The organism is Mycetohabitans endofungorum (assembly GCF_037477895.1).
Lineage (GTDB): Bacteria > Pseudomonadota > Gammaproteobacteria > Burkholderiales > Burkholderiaceae > Mycetohabitans.
The window spans coordinates 2,020,968-2,042,144 of record NZ_CP132744.1 but is presented as its reverse complement, the minus strand read 5'-3'; the positions used below and the strand labels follow the sequence as shown (position 1 = coordinate 2,042,144).

Annotated in this window: 21 protein-coding genes and 3 pseudogenes; 12 read left to right on the top strand and 12 right to left on the bottom strand. The window is 62.4% G+C overall.

Going from position 1 to position 21,177, the window contains the following annotated elements:
• Positions 1-47: 47 nt before the first annotated feature.
• Both RA167_RS08880 and RA167_RS08875 read left to right on the top strand, forming a co-directional pair.
• A pseudogene (locus RA167_RS08880) lies at positions 48-535 on the top strand (winged helix-turn-helix transcriptional regulator).
• Positions 536-572: 37 nt separating this feature from the next.
• Positions 573-1,739 carry a PA0069 family radical SAM protein gene (locus RA167_RS08875; protein ID WP_076787317.1) on the top strand — a complete coding sequence of 389 codons (1,167 nt, stop codon included), beginning with the start codon at positions 573-575 and terminating at the stop codon, positions 1,737-1,739.
• Between the two features lie 46 nt (positions 1,740-1,785).
• Here RA167_RS08875 and RA167_RS08870 read toward each other — a convergent pair whose 3' ends face one another.
• Positions 1,786-2,277, bottom strand: a complete 492-nt coding sequence (locus tag RA167_RS08870; protein WP_076787315.1) for a TM2 domain-containing protein — start codon at positions 2,275-2,277, stop codon at positions 1,786-1,788.
• A 405-nt stretch (positions 2,278-2,682) separates the two neighbouring features.
• On the opposite strand from RA167_RS08870, the gene rpsP reads away from it, so the two are divergent.
• The 6 genes from rpsP to RA167_RS08840 all read left to right on the top strand — a co-directional run bounded on the left by rpsP (position 2,683) and on the right by RA167_RS08840 (position 6,843).
• Positions 2,683-2,937: a 30S ribosomal protein S16 gene (gene rpsP, locus RA167_RS08865; RefSeq protein WP_076785264.1), complete on the top strand. Its 255-nt coding sequence runs from the start codon at positions 2,683-2,685 to the stop codon at positions 2,935-2,937.
• A 96-nt stretch (positions 2,938-3,033) separates the two neighbouring features.
• Complete coding sequence (rimM, locus tag RA167_RS08860) at positions 3,034-3,690, top strand: ribosome maturation factor RimM (RefSeq protein WP_076787313.1); 657 nt, start codon at positions 3,034-3,036, stop codon at positions 3,688-3,690.
• A gap of 11 nt (positions 3,691-3,701) precedes the next feature.
• Positions 3,702-4,475, top strand: coding sequence for a tRNA (guanosine(37)-N1)-methyltransferase TrmD (gene trmD / locus RA167_RS08855; protein ID WP_076787311.1), 774 nt, complete (start codon positions 3,702-3,704; stop codon positions 4,473-4,475).
• 125 nt (positions 4,476-4,600) lie between these two features.
• Positions 4,601-4,987: a 50S ribosomal protein L19 gene (gene rplS / locus RA167_RS08850; RefSeq protein ID WP_076785263.1), complete on the top strand. Its 387-nt coding sequence runs from the start codon at positions 4,601-4,603 to the stop codon at positions 4,985-4,987.
• Between the two features lie 63 nt (positions 4,988-5,050).
• A complete protein-coding gene (locus RA167_RS08845; RefSeq protein ID WP_076785262.1) occupies positions 5,051-5,725 on the top strand; it encodes a CoA pyrophosphatase in 675 nt (224 codons plus the stop codon).
• A 179-nt stretch (positions 5,726-5,904) separates the two neighbouring features.
• Entirely contained in the window at positions 5,905-6,843 is a 939-nt protein-coding gene (locus RA167_RS08840) for a CobD/CbiB family protein (protein WP_076785261.1), read from the top strand.
• Positions 6,844-6,966: 123 nt separating this feature from the next.
• Here RA167_RS08840 and rsgA read toward each other — a convergent pair whose 3' ends face one another.
• Both rsgA and RA167_RS08830 read right to left on the bottom strand, forming a co-directional pair.
• Positions 6,967-7,944 carry a ribosome small subunit-dependent GTPase A gene (gene rsgA / locus RA167_RS08835; RefSeq protein WP_237574227.1) on the bottom strand — a complete coding sequence of 326 codons (978 nt, stop codon included), beginning with the start codon at positions 7,942-7,944 and terminating at the stop codon, positions 6,967-6,969.
• Positions 7,941-9,194, bottom strand: coding sequence for a M48 family metallopeptidase (locus tag RA167_RS08830; protein WP_076785260.1), 1,254 nt, complete (start codon positions 9,192-9,194; stop codon positions 7,941-7,943). The genes rsgA and RA167_RS08830 overlap by 4 nt, the downstream gene beginning before the upstream one ends.
• A 110-nt stretch (positions 9,195-9,304) precedes the next feature.
• On the opposite strand from RA167_RS08830, the gene orn reads away from it, so the two are divergent.
• Positions 9,305-9,919 (top strand): oligoribonuclease, encoded by a 615-nt coding sequence (gene orn, locus RA167_RS08825; RefSeq protein WP_076785259.1) that lies wholly within the window; start codon positions 9,305-9,307, stop codon positions 9,917-9,919.
• A 75-nt stretch (positions 9,920-9,994) separates the two neighbouring features.
• On the opposite strand, the gene mog is transcribed toward orn, so the two are convergent.
• Both mog and yjgA read right to left on the bottom strand, forming a co-directional pair.
• Entirely contained in the window at positions 9,995-10,624 is a 630-nt protein-coding gene (gene mog, locus RA167_RS08820) for a molybdopterin adenylyltransferase (protein ID WP_076785258.1), read from the bottom strand.
• A complete protein-coding gene (yjgA, locus tag RA167_RS08815) occupies positions 10,608-11,237 on the bottom strand; it encodes a ribosome biogenesis factor YjgA (RefSeq protein WP_076785257.1) in 630 nt (209 codons plus the stop codon). Before yjgA ends, mog begins: the two co-directional genes overlap by 17 nt.
• Before the next feature lie 67 nt (positions 11,238-11,304).
• Here yjgA and pmbA point away from each other — a divergent pair, with 67 nt between their 5' ends.
• Positions 11,305-12,687, top strand: a complete 1,383-nt coding sequence (gene pmbA, locus RA167_RS08810) for a metalloprotease PmbA (protein WP_370642905.1) — start codon at positions 11,305-11,307, stop codon at positions 12,685-12,687.
• A gap of 13 nt (positions 12,688-12,700) precedes the next feature.
• Here the strand turns inward: pmbA and RA167_RS08805 are convergent, their stop codons facing one another.
• The 5 genes and pseudogenes from RA167_RS08805 to RA167_RS08785 all read right to left on the bottom strand — a co-directional run bounded on the left by RA167_RS08805 (position 12,701) and on the right by RA167_RS08785 (position 17,732).
• Positions 12,701-13,198, bottom strand: a complete 498-nt coding sequence (locus RA167_RS08805; protein ID WP_076785255.1) for a dihydrofolate reductase — start codon at positions 13,196-13,198, stop codon at positions 12,701-12,703.
• 228 nt (positions 13,199-13,426) lie between these two features.
• Entirely contained in the window at positions 13,427-14,263 is an 837-nt protein-coding gene (locus RA167_RS08800; protein WP_076785254.1) for a thymidylate synthase, read from the bottom strand.
• Between the two features lie 186 nt (positions 14,264-14,449).
• Complete coding sequence (fumC, locus tag RA167_RS08795) at positions 14,450-15,847, bottom strand: class II fumarate hydratase (RefSeq protein WP_076787306.1); 1,398 nt, start codon at positions 15,845-15,847, stop codon at positions 14,450-14,452.
• Positions 15,848-15,969: 122 nt separating this feature from the next.
• Positions 15,970-16,342 (bottom strand): annotated as a pseudogene (locus tag RA167_RS15670) (hypothetical protein); the annotation flags it as partial.
• Entirely contained in the window at positions 16,326-17,732 is a 1,407-nt protein-coding gene (locus RA167_RS08785) for an MATE family efflux transporter (protein ID WP_076785253.1), read from the bottom strand. The pseudogene RA167_RS15670 and the gene RA167_RS08785, both read right to left, overlap by 17 nt.
• A gap of 308 nt (positions 17,733-18,040) precedes the next feature.
• Here RA167_RS08785 and RA167_RS08780 point away from each other — a divergent pair, with 308 nt between their 5' ends.
• Positions 18,041-18,448: a hypothetical protein gene (locus tag RA167_RS08780; RefSeq protein WP_175972387.1), complete on the top strand. Its 408-nt coding sequence runs from the start codon at positions 18,041-18,043 to the stop codon at positions 18,446-18,448.
• Between the two features lie 111 nt (positions 18,449-18,559).
• Here the strand turns inward: RA167_RS08780 and RA167_RS08775 are convergent.
• Positions 18,560-18,673, bottom strand: a pseudogene (locus RA167_RS08775) (CreA family protein); the annotation flags it as partial.
• Between the two features lie 368 nt (positions 18,674-19,041).
• On the opposite strand from RA167_RS08775, the gene RA167_RS08770 reads away from it, so the two are divergent.
• A complete protein-coding gene (locus RA167_RS08770; protein ID WP_076787305.1) occupies positions 19,042-19,290 on the top strand; it encodes a hypothetical protein in 249 nt (82 codons plus the stop codon).
• A 126-nt stretch (positions 19,291-19,416) separates the two neighbouring features.
• Here the strand turns inward: RA167_RS08770 and RA167_RS08765 are convergent, their stop codons facing one another.
• A complete protein-coding gene (locus RA167_RS08765; RefSeq protein ID WP_237574228.1) occupies positions 19,417-20,766 on the bottom strand; it encodes a hypothetical protein in 1,350 nt (449 codons plus the stop codon).
• Positions 20,767-21,177 lie beyond the last annotated feature (411 nt).

Here is a 21,177-nt window from a genome sequence, read left to right as displayed (position 1 = left end):
CATCCAGTTGTTGTTATTTTATTTTTATGTTTTTTTAGTAACTAATCATGAGAACGCAGAGGCAGCCCGTGCGAGCGCTCGATAAGCTCGACCGCAAGATATTGAACCTGTTGCAGGCCGACGGGCGCATGGCGATGAAGGACCTTGCTGAGCGTATCGGTTTGTCGATTACGCCGTGTATCGAGCGCGTCAGGCGTATGGAGCGCGACGGTGTGATCACCGGCTACTATGCTCGGGTGAATCCGGCCAAGCTTGGCGCCGGTCTGCTCGTCTTCGTCGAGATCACGCTGGATCACAAAAGCGGCAACATGTTCGGCCAGTTCCGGCGTGAGGTCGAGCGCATTGCGCAGGTATTGGAGTGCCACCTGATCTCCGGCGAGTTCGACTATTTGATCAAGGCGCGCATTGGCGAGATGTCCGACTATCGGAAGTTACTGGGGACATCCTGCTCCAATTGCCCGGGGCGGTGCAGTCCAAAAGCTATGTCGTGATGGAGGAAATCAAGGAGACGTTGACGATTGCGGCGGGTGAGTGATACTGTATTTTTATACAGTATTGAGTCGCGCGAACTAATCAAATCGCCTGCTGATGATGCGTTGCCAGTGGTGCCACTGCGGCCACATAAAGGCCGCGGTGCCATCACGAACATTGCGGGCCGCTACGAGGTGGACGAGAGGCAACCGGTGGACGACGGCTGGCTGCACGTGGCCGCCGATTGCGACGGCGATGTCATCGCACCACTGAAGACACGCGTGTTCAACGAGCGGGCAAAGCGCATTCTGACGCGCAATGCATCGCCCGATATTCCATTCAGCGTATCGCTGAATCCGTACCGTGGCTGCGAGCACGGCTGCATTTATTGCTTCGCGCGGCCCACGCACAGCTACCTCGGGTTGTCGCCTGGCCTGGATTTCGAGAGCCGTATCTATGCGAAAGTCAATGCGCCCGAGTTGTTGCACGCCGAACTGGCCAAGCCGTCCTATGTGCCCGAGCCGATCGCGCTGGGGGTCAACACCGACGCCTATCAGCCGGTCGAACGGGATCTGCGGATCACCCGGCGCGTGCTCGATGTCTTGAACAGGCATCGGCATGCGGTGGCAGCGATCACGAAGTCCTCGCTGATCGAACGGGACATCGATCTGCTCGCACCGATGGCGCACCGTGGGCAGGCGTTGGTCGCGATAACGGTCACCACGTTGGATGCCGACGTTGCGCGCACCCTCGAGCCGCGGGCCGCGACGCCGTCGCGCCGGCTGCGCACGGTCCGGACGCTGGCCGATGCAGGTATTCCGGTAGGGGTCAGCATTGCGCCGGTTATTCCGTTCATCACCGAACCGGATCTGGAGCGGGTGCTCGACGCTTGCGCACAGGCGGGTGCGAGCAGCGCGTCCTATATCGTATTGAGACTGCCTTGGGAAGTCGCGCCGCTGTTTAAGCAATGGCTTGATGCGCATTTCCCTGGCCGAGCCGAGCGTGTGATGAACCGGATCCGCGAGATGCGCGGCGGCAACGATTATGACGCGTCGTTCGGCACACGAATGAAGGGCCAGGGAGCGTGGGCCGAGCTGCTCAAGCAGCGTTTTGAACGGGCGGCGCGCAAGCTGGGGTTCACCGGGCGTCGGCACGGGACGTTGGACATGTCCGCGTTCGCGCCGCCCGCGGCGCGCACTGCCCGCCGTCACGTCGCTAGATCCGCGGCCGATTCTCGCGGCGATGCCCAGATGAGCCTGTTTGACTGATGCGCGGCGCTGTCATGAGCGGCGCCGCGATCAAGCGAACATGCGATCAAGTTAGCGCGCCGAGGCCGACACGGCTCAGCGGCTGGACCGTGGCTTCGAAGTAGGTCTGGAACGCTAACGCCAGCGCGCCCATCAGCAACATCGCGCCGATGAACAGCGACAGGATCACAACGAACACGACACCCCAGCCGGAACGGTTCCGGCGGTTGCCGTGTGGGTTGAAGCGGGCGTCCCACTTATCGTCCGGCTGCAGGCCATAGACGATCGCGGCGAGGAACGCGGTCAGGAGCGAGACAGCACCGGGCACCGATAGCCCCCACCCGGCGACCGATGTTCGCTGCGTCGCGACGAGCCATTGCACGCCGACGACGCCGAGCGCCGTCGCGGCAATATGCAAGTACGCCAGCGCGTCGCGCGGACCATACAGGTAGAACCGATGTGCGCCAAGCGAACCGAGCAGGAACGCGGCAAGGGCGGCGCGGGTCTTGGACTTGAACTGGGGTGGCGGGGCCGGCGGCACGCGGCCGTCGGACCGCATGCGGGAAGAGAGGGACATGGCGGACAGGAATACGATGACAGAGTCGATATTGTACGTCGCGCCGTTAGCGCCTCGCGTAGGTGACGCGATAGATGGCGCTGGCATCGTCGAGGTTACCCGCGCGACGCAGTAGCCGACCTTGGTGCTGTCCAGGCGCACGATCCGCGACACCGCCGAGATACCGCACGCCATCGTGTCAGGCAACGGCTGACCGGCGGTATCCGGATCGCGTCTACGGGCCGCGCCGTGGCGGGATGGTACGCAAGTACGCCGGCCACCAGCACCATCACCGACACGGTAAGTATTTGTTAGAGCGCTATTTTCAGGTTATAATCGCGCGTTTCGGCAGATCGAAAACCCGGGTGTTGCTGGTCAATACCCAGGCTATTTAGGTAAGGACACAGCATGGTCATCATCCGCTTGGCTCGTGGCGGCTCGAAGAAGCGCCCGTTCTACAATATCGTTGCAACCGATTCGCGCAATCGCCGCGATGGCCGTTTCATCGAGCGCGTCGGTTTCTATAATCCGGTCGCGACAAAGGGCGAATCGCTGCGCATCGCGCAAGACCGCCTGACGTACTGGCGAGGCGTCGGCGCGCAGCTGTCGCCGACCGTGGCCCGCCTGGTCAAGCAGGCGCAAGCTGCACAACCGTCCGCGTAACCCGCTGAATGCAGGCCGTCGGCATTTGCCCAGGGCGGTATCGCGGCATCTGTCGGAGTGTGGTGCGCGAACGGTCAAACGCTGGAATGTAAGCAGATGTCAACCCGTGTGTCGTTGCCCCGGCCTGTGTCATTCGGCCATTTTGTGCGTCGTCCGGTTAAGGGTGGCGGCCGTGCGGGTTCGTCCGAGTCCGGCATTGAGAGCGTGGCGTCGTTGCCGGACGACGCGATTGAAGTCGGTGCGGTCGTCGATGCCTACGGCGTCAAGGGGGGGTTAAAGATCACGCCGCATGCCGGCGTCGGTTCGAGTGGCGGTGCGCTGCTGCGTGCAAGATCGTGGTGGCTCGTCAAGGGTGGCGTGTGTCGTGCGGCACAGGTTGTGTCGAGCAAGGCGCATAGCGCTACCGTGGTTGTGCAACTTGCCGGGTGCGCGGATCGCGATCAGGCCCTCGCGCTGCGCGGTGCTACGGTGCACGTGCGCCGCGCGGATTTTCCGGCGCTCGGGCGTGACGAGTACTACTGGGTTGATTTGATCGGCTTGGCGGTCGTCAACGAGTCCGGTGACGCGCTGGGCCAGGTCGTGGACCTGATGGATAACGGCGCGCACTCCATCCTGCGCGTGGAGTACGACGAGGTCGGGCAGGACGGGCGCGCCACGAAGGCGGAGCGGCTGATTCCGTTTGTCGACGCTTACGTGAAAACGGTCGATCCGTCGGACCGCCGCATCGTGGTCGACTGGGGAGCCGATTATTGATGGAGCGCGCGATGCAATTTGATGTCATCACGCTGTTCCCGGAAATGTTTCGCGCTTTGACCGACTGGGGGATTACCAGCCGGGCCGCTAAGCAACAGCGTTATACGTTGCGCACGTGGAATCCCCGCGACTTCACGACGGACAACTACCGGACGATCGATGATCGTCCGTACGGCGGTGGTCCAGGCATGGTGATGCTGGCCCGGCCGCTCGCCGATGCGATCGCCGCTGCCCGAGGGGCACAATGCGCGGGTGGGGCTGGGTCACCGCCGCATCGCGCGCGCGTCGTGCTGATGTCGCCGCAAGGCCGACCGCTAGACCACGCCAAGGTGATCGAGTATGCGGCGTTGCCCGGGTTGATCGTGTTGTGCGGCCGATACGAGGCGATCGACCAGCGGCTGATCGATCGCGAGGTGGACGATGAAGTGAGTCTCGGCGATTTCGTGCTGTCGGGCGGTGAGTTGCCTGCGATGGCCCTGATGGACGCGGTGATTCGGCAGTTGCCTGGCGTATTGAACGATGCGCAGTCGGCTGTGCAGGACAGCTTCGTCGATGGGCTGCTTGACTGCCCGCATTACACGCGCCCGGAGGAATATGAGGGTGTGCGGGTGCCGGACGTGCTGCTCGGCGGGCATCATGCGCAGATTGAACAGTGGCGGCGTCGTGAGGCGCTGCGCAATACGCTGGCCAAGCGCCCCGACCTGATCGAGCGCGCCCGGCGTAACAAGATGTTGAGCCGTGCCGATGAGGCATGGCTCGCAACTCTCGTGACATCGGAACATTGATGGCTGGTGTGCGAGGGGCAAGGCGGTGGCCGAAGCCGGCTGCCGGAAGTCAACCCATCCTCTACCGGGACCTTGATCGTGATCGGGGTAAGAAAACGCCGGCAAGATGGTTACAGGAGTCAGTCATGAATCTGATTGCAAAACTCGAGCAGGAAGAAATCGAGCGCGTGCTCGCGGGCAAGACCATCCCGGCCTTTGCACCGGGTGACACGGTCGTAGTCAACGTGAACGTGGTCGAAGGCAATCGCAAGCGTGTACAAGCGTATGAAGGCGTGGTGATCGCGAAACGCAATCGTGGCCTGAACTCGTCGTTCATCGTCCGTAAGATTTCATCGGGCGAAGGCGTCGAGCGGACGTTTCAAACGTACTCGCCACTGATCGCCGGCATTGTCGTGAAGCGCCGTGGCGACGTGCGCCGTGCGAAGCTGTACTACCTGCGTGAGCGTTCGGGCAAGTCTGCTCGGATCAAGGAAAAGCTGTCTTATAAGGAACGCCCAGCGTCCCACGGTTAAGCGCAGCACTGGAAAAAGCACCCCCCGCCGGGGTGCTTTTTTCGTTGGTGATCCTATTGCACCATGAGCCGGCCGATCTTCAATCCTGAGCTGCTGCCCGTTGAGTTGAGCGATACGCCCTTGGCGCCGGTTGCCCCGGGCCGGTTGACGCCGCGCGGCTTGCGCGAGCGGTTCCAGCAGGAACTGCGCTGGACTGCGGAGCCGCATGAGGTGCGGTGGACGCGCGGCGACCCGCGGCAGGCCGCGGTGCTGGTGCCGTTGGTGATTCGCGACGCTGTCACGGTATTGTTGACGCAGCGCGGAGACATGCTGACTGACCATGCCGGGCAAGTCAGTTTTCCGGGCGGGCGACGCGAGCCCGATGACGCAGACGCGACCGCGACGGCCTTGCGTGAGGCACGGGAAGAAGTCGGCCTGCCGGGGGATCGCGTCGAGGTGTTGGGGACGTTGCCCGAGTACCTGACCGGCACGGGATTTCGCGTCACACCGGTCGTCGGCTTGGTCCATCCGCCCTTTTCGACGGTGGCCGACGGCTATGAAGTGGCAGAGATTTTCGAGGTGCCGCTCGCCTTCCTGATGGATCCGTCCCATCATCAAATACGCGTTTTTCGTTCGGAAAATGCGGAGCGCCGTTTTTTTGCGATGCCGTATCCACGACTGGACGGCCGCGGTGACTATTTCATCTGGGGCGCCACTGCAGGCATGCTGCGCAACCTGTATCGGTTTCTGGCCGCATAGCAGCCGGCGTCCCGCCGTGTGCGCACGGCTGTGTCTTGCCGTGACCAGCGTTGTCCAACTGCTGTCTATCGCGTCTACGTAACAAGTTCCAGATCAATGACCGTTGAGCCGAGGCACTGTGCTATCTTTACGCCATCTTCATCGGTACTCTTGTACCAAACCGTATTACGGCGCTGCGCATGACCTTTTTTTCCGTATTGCTGGCTCTGATTATTGAACAGTTGCGGGCGCTGTCGCCGCACAATCCCGTGTCGATGCTGCTTCACTATCACGCGACCAGTGCGGCGCAAGCGTTCGATGCCGGCAAGCGCAAGCACGGACTGCTTGCGTGGCTTTCCGTCGTTGTTCCATGGACGCTGGCGGTCGCGCTGATCTACTACCTGTTGTATCGGATCAGTTTCGTACTGGCGTTCCTTTGGAATGTGGTGATCGTCTATTTGACACTTGGCTTCCGGCAGTTCAGCCATTATTTCACCGATATCCATCTCGCACTGAACAACGATGACGTGCCGCGCGCGCGTGAAGTCCTCGCGCAGTGGACCGGCCTGGACACGGTCGACATGCCAGTCAGCGAGATCGTGCGCCATACGCTGATTCGCGCGGTGATCGCGTCGCACCGGCATGTTTTTGGCGTGTTCTTCTGGTTTGTCGTGCCGATCGGACCTGCCGGCGCCATCCTCTATCGGGTGGCTGAGCATTTGGCGCGGACCTGGAACGATACGGTATCGGACCGCACGCCAGCCTTTGCCGCCTTTGCGCGGCAGGCGTTTTTTGTCATCGACTGGCTACCGGCTCGGCTGACCGCCATGGGTTTCGCGATCGTAGGCAACTTTGAGGACGCGATTTACGCTTGGCGCAATACCACGCAGCAGTGGCCGGATCCGAACGAGGATGTGTTGCTGTCCGCCGGCGGCGGCGCACTGGGGGCGCGGCTGGCGGGTCCGCTGGCCGAGCCGTCCAGCGTCGACGCGCTGTTCTCCACCGATGTTGGCCCGGTACCGGTGGGCGAGGATTGCACGCCGCGGACATTGCAATCGGCGGTGGGCCTCGTCTGGCGCGCCGTCATCCTGTGGATGCTGCTATTGCTAATGCTGACTGTGGCGGTGTGGGTCGGCTAGGCGAGCGGCTCGTGACGCACCGGCTGCATCAACCAACCGTCGAGTGGATCGCGAGGGGTGCCGCACGGCCAGCACAGCGTGAATTGCGCTTCGAGCTTCTCGCCACAGCGTAGGCAGTGCGCGCTATCGCACCACCTGGCTTGCTTCGTGCAGCAGTTGCGCATACAACGCATGGCGCGTCGGCGCGATGCAGCCTTGTGCCACCGCGTCCAGTATCGCACAGCCCGGTTCGTGCACATGATGGCAATTGTAAAAACGACAACCGCCGAGCAGCGGGCGGAATTCGGGAAAGGCGCGTTCGAGTTGTCCCTCGGTCAAATGATACAGTCCGAACTCCTGGAAACCTGGCGAGTCGATCAATGCCCCGCCGTTCGGTAACGTATACCAGCGAGTGAACGTAGTGGTATGGCGGCCGCTGTTCAGCGCCGATGAAATGTCGCGCGTCGTGGCGTTTGCGTGCGGCACCAGCAGATTCACCAGCGTTGACTTGCCCATACCGGACTGGCCGAGCAGCAGGGTAGCGCGATGCGCGAGTAGCGGTGCGAGTGTGGCGTGCGTGGCATCGGCGGCACCGGTCGCGGACACCTCGACGACCCGGTAGCCGAGTGCCGCGTAGAATGCGACGCGTTTGCGGGCAAGCGGCAGCGCGGCAAGTAAGTCGGCTTTGTTTAGTACCACCACCGGCTCAAGTTGATGGGCTTCGGCGGCCACCAGTGCGCGGCCGAGCAAATCCTCGCTGAAATGCGGTTCGGTGGCCAGTACGATCAGTAACTGATCGAGGTTGGCCGCAAAGCGCTTTGATTTGAACTGGTCCGAGCGAAACAGCAGATTGCGTCGCGCATCGGTCGCGACGATGACCCCCTGGTCCGCGGATGTCGCCTCGAAGCTGACGCGGTCGCCAACGGCGACTTCGCTCTTTTTACCGCGTGGAAAGCACTGCAGTAGCGAACCACCCCTGTCGGGCTGAACCACATAATGCCGGCCATGTGCGGCGATGACCCGGCCTTTGCCGGGGCCCGCTATTCGGTCGTGATCGCCGCCGCGTTGTGTTGCTGCCGGGCCCGTGCGACGCGGTGCGCCGCGTACTGAGCGGCCGCTCATGTGCGTGCGCGTGCCAGCAGCCGCTCAATGCGCTGCGCCGCGGGCGGATGGGAATAATAGAACGCGCAGTAGACCGGGTCGGGCGTCAGCGTCGATGCATTGTCCTGATAGAGCTTGACCAGCGCGCTGATCAAATCCTGTGCGCGTGCCTGCGTCGCAGCGAAGGCGTCGGCCTCAAACTCATGCTTGCGCGACGATAGGCTGGTGAGCGGCGTCACAAAAAACAGGAAGACCGGCATCACGAGAAAAAATAGGATCAATGCAAGCGCGTTGTTTGAGCCGGTCATCGACGGCGTAACGCCCAGGCCCGTGTAGAACCACGGACGTTGGGCGAGCCAGCCGAGCAACGCGAGCAGCGCGAATGACAATGCAAACGTGATGATCATGCGCTTAAGCACGTGCCGGTGCTTGAAATGACCGAGTTCGTGCGCTAGCACCGCCTCGATCTCGCTGCCATCGAGTCGGCTGAGCAGCGTGTCGAAGAACACAATCCGCTTGGCTGCGCCAAAGCCGGTAAAGTAGGCATTGCCATGCGCGGAGCGCCGGCTGCCGTCCATCACAAACAGCCCTTTGGCGGCGAAGCCGCAACGGTGCATCAACGATTCGATGCGCTCACGCAGCGATACGTCGGTCAGCGGCTCGAACTTGTTGAACAGTGGCGCAATCACGCTCGGATACAGGACCAGCACGCCGGCGCTGAACGCGACCCAGACGAGCCACGCCCAAATCCACCACATCGCGCCGGCCTGCTGCATCAGCCACAGCACGACGAACAACAGCGGCAGGCCAAACAGCGCGCCGAGCAATGTTCCCTTCACCAGGTCGGCAAAAAAAAGCTTGCGCGACATCCTGTTGAAGCCGAACCGTGCCTCGATGACAAAGTGCCGCGCATAATCGAACGGCAAATCGACGAGTCCCATGATGGCGGCGACCGTGGCCACCAGTGCAATCTGACCCGCATATCCGCGACCCAGCCATCCACTGAGCAGGGTATCCAACCATTGCAGGCCGCCCAATAACGTCAACGCGACCAGCAATGCGCCACTCACGCCGAGTTCCAGCATGGCGAGCCGTGTCAGCGACACCGTGTAGTCGGCTGCGCGCTGGTGGGCCTGCAGCGAGATCGTGTCGCGGAACCCGTCGGGGACCGCATGACGATGGCTGGCGACGTGCCGGATCTGTCGGCTCGCGAGCCACAGCCGGGTGGCAATCATCGCGACGAGAGCGACGACAAAGAGGATTGTAAACATCCGTTATCCGTGGGAACGCTGTAATGCGCCTATTCTCGCACGTTCGCTGCGGGTGTCGCCGCTGCGTCGCTTCGGGCAAAATAGCGAGAAATTCATTTTAAGGCGTTTGAATGAGTCCCGACCTGCAGCAACCCGGCGGCCAGCCCATGTTGGCCAAGAGCGAATTCAACCTGATCTGGCTGGATATGGAGATGACCGGCTTGCTGCCGAACACCGACCGGATCCTCGAAGTCGCGGTGGTGGTCACCGATTCGAACTTGGCGGTGGTCGTCGAAGGTCCGGTACTAGCGATCCATCAGTCAAATTCGACGCTGGATGCGATGGACCAATGGAACAAGAGTACGCATGGCCGCTCGGGCCTGATCGAACGGGTTCGCGCATCGTCGGTCACCGAAGCCGACGCGGCCGCGCAATTGCTCGCGTTTCTGTCGCAATACGTGCCGGCTGGCAAGTCGCCGATGTGTGGCAACTCGATTTGCCAGGACCGTCGTTTCATGGCGCGCTGGATGCCAGAATTGGAGGCATTCTTTCACTATCGTAATCTCGACGTGAGCACGCTGAAGGAGTTGTGCCGCCGCTGGCAGCCAACGGTCTACAAGGGATTCCAGAAGCGCGCATTGCATACCGCGCTGGCCGACATTCATGAGTCGATCGACGAGTTGAAGTACTATCGTGAGCATTTCCTGCGCGCGTCCGACGCCGCCGCGATGCCGCAGGTGGGCTGACGCGCCGGCTTCGCAGGTTGAAGTCGGTTGAGTCGGCTGCGCGGGCCGAGCCGGTCGGTACCGCGCGGCCCGCGCTCAGGTTGCGGCCGGCGGCTTTTGCCGGATCGCGCTCTTGGGCCGGAATGTGGCCACATGCGCCGGGTCGGTTTCGATATACGGGCCGCCGATCAAGTCGATGCAGTACGGCACGGCGGCGAAGATGCCATTGACGATCACGTTCCCTTGCGCGTCACGCACTCCCTCGAGCGTCTCACGGATCGACTTTGGCTGGCCGGGCAGGTTCACGATCAGCGCCGCGTGATTGGCCGTTTCGCGAATGACCGCCACTTGGCGCGACAGAATCGCCGTCGGCACGAAATGCAGACTGATCTGGCGCATTTGCTCGCCAAAACCGGGCATCGTCCGGGTGCCCACCGCCAGCGTCGCCTCCGGCGTGACGTCGCGCCGGGCGGGGCCGGTGCCGCCGGTGGTGAGCACGAGGTTGCAGTGGGCCTCATCCACGAGTTCGATCAGCGTGCGTGAGATGGTGGTTGCATCGTCGGCGATCAGCCGCGCGTGCGCTTGCCACGGACTCGTGAGCGTGTCGCTCAGCCATGTCTGTAGCGCGGGGATGCCCTGGTCCTCGTAGACCCCGGCACTGGCGCGGTCGCTGATCGAAACCAGGCCGACGATTAGTTTGTCGGCACGGTCATGCGGTGTCGTCATCGTCTTGCTCGTCGTTGGAAGAAGCGGGGGCCCCGGCGTGTTCTGCGCGCGGGTCCGGATCACCGGCTACCTCTTTGATCCACTGGAACAGTTCTCTGAAATAGCGCGGCGGCTTGCTTTGGACCGCCTCGCGCCGCGCATTGCGGATCAGCGTGCGGCCTTGCTGGACGTCGGCGCCCGGATGGGCGCGCAGAAACTCGGTGAGTGCCTCGTCGCTCGCGAGCAATTGCGCGCGGGTGCGCTCAATCCAGTGCAATCGTGCCGTCTCGGCTTTGTTCGTGCCGTTGTAGGTGTCCAGCGCGGTGCGCAGCGCTGCCACGTCGGTGTCCGGCAGCCCGCGCATCAGCCGCCCCACATATTGCAATTGCCGTCGCTTACCCTCATGGTCCGTGATGCGGCGTGCTTCGCGTACCGCGTCAGCTAGGTCCTCGGGTAACGGCATGCGCTTGAACGCATCCTTGGGCAGCTCAACTATCTCGGCGCCCAGCGCCTGCAGCGCCGTCATTTCCCGTTTGAGTTGCGATTTGCTCGGCCGTGTGTCATCGCGGCCGCCCTGATGGTCGGCGAGCGGTTGCGGCTGGGTCGCCGCCGTGGTTCGTGTCTTGCGCGTCATGCGCGTATTTTAGCGCGTGTCGCGTGCCGTCCTCGCGGTTGGGCAAACGGCTTGTTATGATCGCATCATGAAAACCGAGGATCGAACTGACATGGCAGCACACCAGCGCGTGTTTCCGCACACCCAGGCGCAACTGAAGGACATCGCGGCGGATATCCTGCGACACGCAAAGGCGCTCGGCGCAACCGATGCCGCGACTGAGATCTCGGAGGGCGACGGCTTATCGGTGTCGGTACGGCGAGGCGAGGTCGAGACAATCGAGCACAACTGCGACAAGACGATGGGGGTGACCGTATTCATCGGCAGCAAGCGCGGCAATGCGAGCACGTCCGATTTTTCACCGGCGGCGCTGCGCGATACGGTATCAGCCGCGTACAACATCGCGCGGTTCACCGCGGAGGACAACTGCGCCGGGCTCGCCGAAGCGGAGCTGCTCGAGAGGCATCCGCTGGATTTGGATTTGTTCCACCCGTGGGAGCTGCATGCCGACGACGCAGTCGAGATCGCGCGCCGCGCCGAACAGGCAGCCTTCGACACCGACCCGCGGATCCGCAATAGCGAAGGCGCGAGCGTATCCGCGCAGCATTCGCAGTTCGTACTGGCCACCTCGCACGGCTTTGTCGGCGGCTATCCGTACTCTCGGCACTATATCGCCTGCGCGCCGATTGCCGGCAGTGGCCAGCAGATGCAGCGTGACGACTGGTACACGACGCGCCGCTGCGCAGCGGAAATGTCCACGCCCGAGGCTGTGGGCCGCTATGCTGCCGAGCGTGCGCTGGCGCGTATCGGCGCACGCCGGCTCGATACCCGCAAATGCCCGGTATTGTTCGAAGCGCCGCTCGCCGTTGGCCTGCTCGGTGCGTTCGTGCAGGCGACCAGCGGCGGGGCGTTGTATCGCAAGACGAGCTTCCTGACCGATTCGCTCGGCAAGCCCGTATTCGCGCCGCACGTGCAGGTGTGTGAGGATCCGCATGTGCCCCGCGCGCTAGGCAGTGCACCGTTTGACGAAGAGGGCGTGCGCACCACGCGGCGTGACGTCGTGCGCGACGGCATCGTACAGGGGTACTTCCTGTCGACGTATTCGGCGCGCAAGCTGGGCATGAAGACCACCGGTAATGCCGGCGGTTCGCACAATCTGTCATTGACCAGCACGCTCACGCGCGACGACGACGATTTCCGCGCGATGTTGCGCAAGCTCGGCACCGGTCTGCTGTTGACCGAGTTGATGGGGCAGGGGGTGAACTATGTCACGGGCGACTACTCGCGTGGCGCGTCCGGATTCTGGGTCGAGAATGGCGAGATTCAGTATCCGGTCGAAGAGATCACGGTCGCCAGCACGCTGCAACAGATGTTTGCGCAAATCGTCGCGATCGGCGCCGATAAGATCGTGCGTGGCACGAAGGAAACCGGCTCGGTGCTAATCGAGCAGATGACGATTGCCGGCCAGTGAGTCGCGCGGCGGGTCAGCGGATTCTTTCGTATTCGACGAACGCGTAGTTGAAGTCGTTCGGTGGGCTCGCGCGATGCGTTTCGCGCGACACCTCCCGCCAGTGCTGCGGTGACGGCGCGGAAAACGTCGCGTCGCCTTCGAACGCGTGATCGATCTCGGTGACAATCAGTCGCCCGGCGCGCCCGATCCCTTCGCGATACAACTGGGCGCCGCCGATCAGGTACGCAAGTGGCGCATGCAGCGTTTCGCACAGCGCAAGCGCCGCGTCCAGGCTCGTGACGGTGTCGCAGCCATCGAAGCGTCGCGCCGCATCGCGCGTCACGACGATGTTCCGGCGGCCTGGCAGCGCGCGTCCAATCGACTCGTGGGTCTTGCGTCCCATGATCAGCGGTGCACCCATCGTGGTGCGCTTGAAGTGCGCAAGATCCTCGGGCAGCTGCCAGGGCAGCGCGTTGTCGCGTCCGATCACGCCGTTGCGTGCGCGCGCGACGATCAGGCAAAGCGTCGTCATCGATCCACCGTCAGTTAAACAAGCAGGGTGCGCGAGGGCGGGCCGCGCATGCCCGATTGTAGCCGACTGCTCGGTTCAGTTGATCCTTCGATTCAAGCGGCCGCAGCCCGTGCCACCACGCCGCGCGAATCCGCATGCGGCGAGTGGCGGCGGGTATGAGCACGGCAATCGCGGTTGACGCCGCCGGCCGGCCCGGGCCGGGGCCGCTCAGGTCCCGGCGCTGTCTGTCTACACAGCGATCGGGGCGGCAATATGGGGGTGCGGATCGTAGCCGGCGATCTCGAAGTCTTCGAAGCGGTAGGCGAACAGGGTGTCCGGCTGTCGCTTGATGATCAGCCGAGGCAGCGGCCGCGGCGTGCGGGTGAGCTGCAGCTGGGCCTGTTCGACGTGGTTCAGGTATAAGTGGGCGTCGCCGATCGAGTGGACGATTTCGCCGGGCTGCAAGCCGAGTTGCTGCGCGATCATATGGGTCAGAAACGCCACCGATGCGCAATTGTATGGAATGCCGAGAAACCAGTCGCCGGAGCGCTGGGTCAACATGCAGCTCAGCTTGCCGTCGGCAATGTAGAACTGGTACAGGATGTGGCACGGCGGCAGTGCCATGCGGCCCGCGAGCGCGTTTTGCACCGGGGACTTCGACTCGTCGGGTAGGAACGACACATTCCATGCGTTGAGGATGTGCCGGCGGCTGTCCGGCTTCGTGCGCAGCGAGTCGAGCAGCGCCTGCACCTGGTCGGTTCGGGTGCCATCGGGATTGGGCCAGGACCGCCACTGCGCACCGTACACGGGGCCGAGTTCGCCGTCGGACGTGGCCCATTCGTCCCAGATCGTCACACCGTTCTCATGCAGGTAGCGAATGTTCGTGTCCCCGCGCAGGAACCATAGCAACTCGTGCAGGATCGAGCGCACGTGCAGTTTCTTGGTGGTCAGCAGCGGGAAGCCAGTGGATAAGTCATGCCGGTATGACACGCCGAACAGTGAGCGCGTGCCCGTGCCGGTGCGGTCGCTCTTGAGCGTGCCGCGTTCGAGCAGATCCTTGAGAATAGACAGGTACGGTGCATCCATGGTCTGGCGCCGGGTTGTGGACCCGGCCAGGGAAAAGTGACTGGAAACGGCGAATGCACTATTCTACGTGACCGCCATGGACGTCAGGCAGGCGCTCGATGCGATTGTCGAGCTTAAGCCCGAGGAATTGACCGATGGCGGCACGCAAGCTTAGGGCTACCGCGTGAGCACCGGCGGTGCGGCCGGCTAGCCACGCGCGCCGACCATGTCCCGCGGTCGGACCCACTCGTCAAACTGCTCAGCGGTCAGATAGCCGAGCGCCAGCGCGGCGGCCTTCAGCGTGGTGCCTTCGTGGTGTGCCTTCTTGGCAATTTGTGCTGCCTTGTCATAGCCGATGTGGGGGTTTAGCGCGGTGACCAGCATCAGCGACTCGTTGAGCAGCGCGTCGATTCGTGCCCGATTGGGCTCGATGCCGATTGCGCAGTGATCGTTGAAGCTCAGCATGCCGTCCGTCAGCAGCCGGATCGATTGCAGCACATTGTGCGCGATCATTGGCCGGAAAACGTTGAGTTCGAAATTGCCGCTCGCGCCGCCGAAATTAACGGCGACGTCGTTGCCGAAGACTTGGCAGCACAGCATCGTTAGCGCCTCTGCCTGTGTTGGATTGACCTTGCCCGGCATGATCGAGCTGCCCGGCTCGTTTTCGGGGATCGTGAGCTCACCCAACCCGCAGCGGGGTCCCGACGCGAGCCAGCGGATGTCATTGGCGATCTTCATCAGACTTGCGGCGATCGTTTTCAGCGCGCCGTGCGCGGCCACCAGCGCGTCGGCGGCGGCCATCACCTCGAACTTGTTCGGCGCGGTGGTGAACGGCAGTCCGGTGAGCCGGCCGATTGCCGCGGCGACCTTTTGCGCGAATTGCGGATGGGCGTTCAATCCGGTGCCGACTGCGGTGCCGCCAAGCGCGAGTTCGTACAGATGGGGCAGCGTCGCGTCCAGATGGCGCATCCCCTGATCGAGCTGGGCGACGTAGCCTGAAAATTCCTGGCCCAGCGTCAGCGGCGTGGCATCCTGCAGGTGCGTGCGGCCAATCTTCACGATGTCGGCGAAAGCGGCGCACTTGTGCGCGAGCGTGTCGCGCAGCTTGATTAGCGCTGGTTTGAGCCGCGTTGCGATGCCTTGTGCGGCGGCGATATGCATTGCGGTCGGGAACACGTCGTTGGACGATTGGCCGCGATTTACGTCGTCGTTCGGATGCACCAGGCGCGCCTCGCCGTGTTCACCGCCCAGATACTCGCTCGCGCGGTTGGCGATTACCTCGTTCAAGTTCATGTTGGTTTGCGTACCCGAGCCCGTTTGCCAGACCGTCAGCGGGAATTGCGCCGCGTGCTCGCCGGCGAGGATCTCGTCTGCCGCGGCAATGATCGCGCGTGCCTTATCGGCGGGCAGCACGCCAAGCGCTTGGTTGACTTCCGCTGCGGCGCGCTTGACGATCGCCAGTGCGTGAATCAATTCCGATGGCTGCTTCTCTGTGGAGATCTTGAAATGTTGCAGCGATCGTTGGGTTTGCGCTCCCCACAGTCGGTCCACAGGCACGGCGATGGCGCCAAACGTGTCGCGTTCCATCCTGACGTTTTCTGTCATTTTATGCTCCAGAAGTGCGGACACGAGGTCCATGGTGATCGGACAAGGTTGCTGCGGTGGCCGTTCACAGTTGATCACGTAGCGGCAAGAAGAAAAGCAAGCCGGTGAGCACATTACGTGCGATCCAATGTGCGCGTGGCCGCGTGCGCGAGTGCGACGCGCATCTGCAGTGCGTCGGTGCCGTCGGCGAGCAAGCGGAATCCGTCCAGGCCGCCATGGGCCAACGAGGCCGCCTGCACACAGGATCGATGACATCGCGAGCAACAGCATGGCCGACAGCATCGTCCGCCGCCGTGCCGCTGCGCCGGCCACGGCCATGCTTGCCGCTGCGGCCGGTTGGCGCCTCCGGGGGAACCAGGTGCGAGCCAAAAGGCCCGTGGTTTGGCACTCGCTTGCGCTTACGTTTGCTCCGATCTGGCCTGCTGGCCGGTGTGCGCGCTCACGCGGGCGCCGCCCGCCGTTGCGATCTGCCACGCCTTTATGCCGCGGTGTCACGTCCGAGCGCCCGGCTTTTCCAGTAAAACCGGGCGACCATCAGGCATGCAACCGTGGCCAGACCCGCGGCCAGACCCCACCATAATCCCTTCGCGCCCAGGCCCGCATAAAAGGCGAGCCAATAGCCGGTCGGATAGCCGATACCCCAGTAGCCGGTGGCGGCCAGCAGCATCGGCACGCGCGTGTCGCGCAGTCCACGCAGGCAGCCGGCTCCGACGGTTTGCAGTCCGTCCACGACCTGAAACACGGCCGCCACCGTCAGCAGCGACGCAGCCAGCGAGATGGTCGCCGCATTAGACGGTTCGTGCGGGTTCAGATAAAGCGCGATGATGCCATGCGGTATCCATGTCATCACGGTGCCGCACGCTGCCATAAAGCCACCTCCTAGCGCCAGCGCGACGACCCCGGCGCGACGTGCCTCAACGGGATGGCGTGCGCCTGCCCAGTACCCGACCCGGACATTGGCGGCCTGCGCAATGGCGAGCGGCACCATGAAAGTGACCGATGCGACATTCAGCGCAATCTGGTGCGCCGCGAGGGCGGCTGCACCGAGTGTGCCCACCGCCAGGCTCGTCGCGAGGAATAGCATCGTCTCGGCACCGTACGTTACGGCGACCGGCCAGCCGACTGCGAGCAACTCGGACATCACGGACCAGCGCGGGCGACGCGAGCCGGCGACGAAATGCCGGAATCGTTCGGGTAGGTGCAACAGCGCGAGCAGCACGAGCGCGGTCAGCCAGATCGTGATCGTCGTGGCCGCCGCGGAGCCGAGAAACCCCATACGCGGCAAGCCCCACGCGCCATGGATTAACCCGTAGTTTAGGAAGCCGTTCAACATGACGCCCCCTATCGATACCCACAACAGCCGTCGCGCTGCGCCGATCGCCGGCAGGAACGCGCGCATCATGCCGATGCCGATCAGGCTGCCCAGTGCCGCCCAGCGCAACATGCGCGCGTATTGGCCCACTTGTTCAGCCAACGCCGACGGCTGACCTGCTGCCACCAGCAGAGGTGTCGCAAAGCTCATCAGCACGAACGCCGGCACCGCCAGCACCAGCGATAGCGCAAGACCCGTCCAGTAAATCGACGGCACGCGATGCGCTGCCTGAGCGCCGCGCGCTTGTGCGACCGTCACGCTGACCGACTGGAGCACGCCTTGCAGCAGGGTCATGATGGTGAAAAATAGCGTGGCGCCGAGTCCGCCGGCCGCCAGCGCGTCGGAACCCAGCGAGCCGAGCAGTATTGTGTCGGTGACGCCCATCGCCATTTGTGACAGTTGCGCGATGGCGAGCGGCGCTGCCAGGCGTGCTGTCTCAGTCGCATGATGAGCGAGCGTAGACTTGCCGTGATGGTGTACTGGCGTGCCCTGAGCAGTACCGAGATTTGTCATTAAAAACGGATCGAAAGGTAATGGTTCATCTTAACAGCACAGTTTACTGAGAAGAGCCCCAGTTGGGTGTGTCCGCAATACGAAATGACGGGGTCGATCACCGGTTGTAAGCAAACGCTGGTAAGCAAAACGGTAGGTAACAATCAAAACCGTGGCAAACCTCTCGCTCCCGCGCGGGTCAGTTCAAGGGCCCGACGCGTGCATGCTGTGCTAGGCTGTCGCGCACGGGCAGGCCGACAGGTGCGTGGGAGTGGTTGCCCATGCGGCTTTGCGCCGTTTCATTGATCGACTTCATAGGGAGGCATCTAATGACTGCAATTCGTCAAATCCGTCGTATCGTGTTGGGCGCCGCGCTGGCGGCTGCCACGGTTGCCGCTTTTGCACAAACGCCGGCTCAAGGCGGCAGCGAAACCGCTGGCGCAGCCGTTGGCGTGGGCGCGTACAGCGGCACGGATTCCACGGCGGGCAGCGGTGGCACGGGCACCAGCCAGCGTATCGTCGCGCCGGGTCCCGTCGATCCGCTCGTGCAGAAGCGCGATACGGACGCGGCGGCCAACGCGGAGTACCGTGCCAACAAAAAGGCGCTCAAGCAGGAGTACCACAGCCAGTTGAAGGCGGCCAAGGAACAACGTAAGGCGGCCAAGCGGGACGCGGCCCAAACGCTCAATGAGCAAACGGGCGGCGCGGCAGCGGCCGACAAGGGCGTGCAAAACTAATCGGTGTTGTGCGGGTGGCGCCGCCGTCGCCGGCGCGCGCCGACCCGCAGCCTGCTGCGCCGACCTACCTAGAGTGGCCTGGCATCGGCTCGGCGATTGCCGCACGGGCTTCGATGGGCTGTTCTTCGCACTGCCTGGTACGACGCGATCGCTATAGGTCAAATAGACCAGCGCATTGCGTTTGCGGTCGAGCACGCGCACGGCGTGCAATGTCTTGAAGATCAACAGTCGGCGGCCCGGGGCGGTGCACCGGTACCTTTTTCAATTTACCCTCAATGTCGCAACGATCGGCGCCGATGACGCGGGTAACCCTGCGTAACGTGAAATCGGGGACGGCGTTTGGGCTAATGGAGCAGCGACGCCATTCTTCCGTTACGCTATCGCTTCAGTTCGCTGCGCATGCGGGCCGCAATAAGTATGCGGCATCATGCCATGCGTGCGGCGCTGATCGAAACCGCCATTTTTCTTTTGCCACCATGCGTGTGTTTAACCGATTGTCGCTTTGTTCCGTCAACGCCCCGCCTCCGTACCGGCGTGGGCCGCGTCAGCCCTCTCGCGGTGGCGCGCCGCGCCGTGCGCACTCGAGTGTCACCTTGCTCGCCTGTGCGGGCGTCGCGGCCCTCGCGTTGAGCCTGCCGGCCATAGCGTGGGCGCAGAACAAGCCTGGCGTACCGGGCGGTATCCTGAGCGACTCGTTTCGCTTCAACGAGCACCCGCAGATGCAGTTTGCCGCTTCTGCGCCCGATCCGAAGTTCCAACATGGTCCACCGGACGAGCGACGGCGGCGGGCCGATCGCGGCGATCCGTCCGGTGATGCTTGCAATCTAAAGTGCGGCAAATGAGACGATCGGCGCGCCGCCGCCTCAGACTGAACTGGATGGGCGGCGAAACCAAGCGTCTATCGAATACTGATGTCGGACGCATTGACGTCACGGCCTACAAATTCACTGCTGCGCTAAAAACTGTGACTAATCGTACATAGTTCTGAGCCAGAGAGCACTATTTTGGATTCGCGCCCGGGCTGGCTCGGAGAACTGGTTGGCTTCCATAAAGTGCGTAATCTCGTCCATCGCTATTTCCCATTGGGGATCCTCTAAATCAAATAGCACGCCATCGTCCCGAAGCTCACTAAGTACGTCCCATAAGGCGGCTTCGCCCGCCCCATTCAGTAAATTCAATCCTTGCCGCCAGACTCGTTTTGCTTGCGTGTCGTTTATAATACTGACGCGTTTGAGCAGCCCGATTGCCGCATGCGTGCGCTGCCCCGCTGGCATGTGCGCCAAACGGCGTTTAAGCAATGCAAACTCCTGTGCCTGTTGCTCAGATGGCAACTTGTAAAGTCCTTCAAACAAATATCGCAGGGTGATGCCCAACGACTCATTGGGCAGTGATAGCGCCCAATTGCGCATCTGCGCGTATCGTACAGGTTGCTCCACTTTCGGCAATAGCCAAACGCTGTCCGCCAACACACCGACGGACGCGCCTTGATACAAAGTCGGCAGTCGCCGGGCCCGTTCACATAAGATCGAATACAGTTCAGGGATGCGCGGGTTCGCCTTATTAAAATGTTTTAAAAAACGAGATAATAGTGGAATCATCTGCGCTTGTTCTGCAACGTGCAATGACGGTAGCCGTGCTAGGAGCGCGTGATACCGCTGAGCAAACTGAGGCGTTTCAGGGGTATCGACAGAGAAAGACCACAATCCAAGCGTCAGTTCCAGCCACACGTTATCTTGCCTGGGCCCACGCTGCTCGGCCAGCGCGTGCGCAAAGTCAAATAGTTCAATCCATTCGTGCTCATCGTAATCGTAATGCGTGAGCAACATCGCCTTTTGTATCTGTACACCGTCCTGCGGGATACGCTGCGCGGCCGCGTACAAACGCTTAAATACGTCGACACGCCCGGCTTTAGGCAACGCTCGCAAACGCCGGCGCAGTGCGTCCAGGGGTTCGGCGTGCTGCGCTGGATCAGCAAGCGTGTCGCCCATCTCGTCCAACAGTTGTTTGATTGACTCAAGGCTTACGGCCTGGTTTGCCCGTTGCCAATAGCGATAGACGAGGCGCCTCATCCTCATCGCATGATACGTGCGCCGATCGACGGCGGAGAATGACATCACGTCTTGCACGGGCACGTAGTGGCCGATCCGTGCGATCACTTCGTGCGGCAGATCTTGGTAGGTGGTGGGGTGCTTGGCCAGCGGGTTCGCCAACGCGCCGCCGGGTGAAAGCGTTAACGTCGTCGGTTGCGGGCAGACTGCCTGTGCGCAGATATAGGCTGGCTGGTGATTGTTCAACGCTGCATGCAAGTCACAGTCCATTGGCAACCTCAGCAAGAAATTAGGAACATGCAGTGCGAAATGATGATGCGCCGTAAGGTACCCGAAAGCGAACAGAGGAACACAGCCAGAAGCCAAGATCGCTAGATTTTCGGCGGATGACGCGTTGGCAATTAGGGCATCAGGTCAAGCCGTGACGGCACATAATCGACGGTGTACCGGGTAAGGGCGACGAATTAGTTCAGCTAGAACGCATAGCACACCATGCACTCGGTTACCGATCTACATGGGCCAGTAGCCGCTCACGAATCAGCGTTCAATGAGCGCCAGTTCGAATCCGCCGGAAGTTAGCAGCAGACGGGTTGGGTGCAATTGCTAAGCGAGATCGAAGGAGAAGGATTGGGCGAAGTTTTCCTATGAGGAATATTAGCTGTTACTAATATAAAAGGCTAA

Excerpts from the sequence above, each read along its gene's own strand:
- RA167_RS08785 (WP_076785253.1), bottom strand. The coding sequence starts at position 17,732 with ATGACAAATCTCGGTACTGCTCAGGGCACGCCAGTACACCATCACGGC.
- mog (WP_076785258.1), bottom strand. The coding sequence starts at position 10,624 with ATGACGACACCGCATGACCGTGCCGACAAACTAATCGTCGGCCTGGTT.
- RA167_RS08780 (WP_175972387.1), top strand. The coding sequence starts at position 18,041 with ATGACTGCAATTCGTCAAATCCGTCGTATCGTGTTGGGCGCCGCGCTG.
- RA167_RS08845 (WP_076785262.1), top strand. The coding sequence starts at position 5,051 with ATGAGCCGGCCGATCTTCAATCCTGAGCTGCTGCCCGTTGAGTTGAGC.
- rsgA (WP_237574227.1), bottom strand. The coding sequence starts at position 7,944 with ATGAGCGGCCGCTCAGTACGCGGCGCACCGCGTCGCACGGGCCCGGCA.
- RA167_RS08830 (WP_076785260.1), bottom strand. The coding sequence starts at position 9,194 with ATGTTTACAATCCTCTTTGTCGTCGCTCTCGTCGCGATGATTGCCACC.
- orn (WP_076785259.1), top strand. The coding sequence starts at position 9,305 with ATGAGTCCCGACCTGCAGCAACCCGGCGGCCAGCCCATGTTGGCCAAG.
- yjgA (WP_076785257.1), bottom strand. The coding sequence starts at position 11,237 with ATGACGCGCAAGACACGAACCACGGCGGCGACCCAGCCGCAACCGCTC.
- fumC (WP_076787306.1), bottom strand. The coding sequence starts at position 15,847 with ATGACAGAAAACGTCAGGATGGAACGCGACACGTTTGGCGCCATCGCC.
- rpsP (WP_076785264.1), top strand. The coding sequence starts at position 2,683 with ATGGTCATCATCCGCTTGGCTCGTGGCGGCTCGAAGAAGCGCCCGTTC.
- RA167_RS08800 (WP_076785254.1), bottom strand. The coding sequence starts at position 14,263 with ATGGATGCACCGTACCTGTCTATTCTCAAGGATCTGCTCGAACGCGGC.
- rplS (WP_076785263.1), top strand. The coding sequence starts at position 4,601 with ATGAATCTGATTGCAAAACTCGAGCAGGAAGAAATCGAGCGCGTGCTC.
- RA167_RS08870 (WP_076787315.1), bottom strand. The coding sequence starts at position 2,277 with ATGCGGTCCGACGGCCGCGTGCCGCCGGCCCCGCCACCCCAGTTCAAG.
- RA167_RS08840 (WP_076785261.1), top strand. The coding sequence starts at position 5,905 with ATGACCTTTTTTTCCGTATTGCTGGCTCTGATTATTGAACAGTTGCGG.
- RA167_RS08805 (WP_076785255.1), bottom strand. The coding sequence starts at position 13,198 with ATGACGACGCTTTGCCTGATCGTCGCGCGCGCACGCAACGGCGTGATC.
- pmbA (WP_370642905.1), top strand. The coding sequence starts at position 11,305 with ATGAAAACCGAGGATCGAACTGACATGGCAGCACACCAGCGCGTGTTT.
- RA167_RS08765 (WP_237574228.1), bottom strand. The coding sequence starts at position 20,766 with ATGGACTGTGACTTGCATGCAGCGTTGAACAATCACCAGCCAGCCTAT.
- rimM (WP_076787313.1), top strand. The coding sequence starts at position 3,034 with ATGTCAACCCGTGTGTCGTTGCCCCGGCCTGTGTCATTCGGCCATTTT.
- trmD (WP_076787311.1), top strand. The coding sequence starts at position 3,702 with ATGCAATTTGATGTCATCACGCTGTTCCCGGAAATGTTTCGCGCTTTG.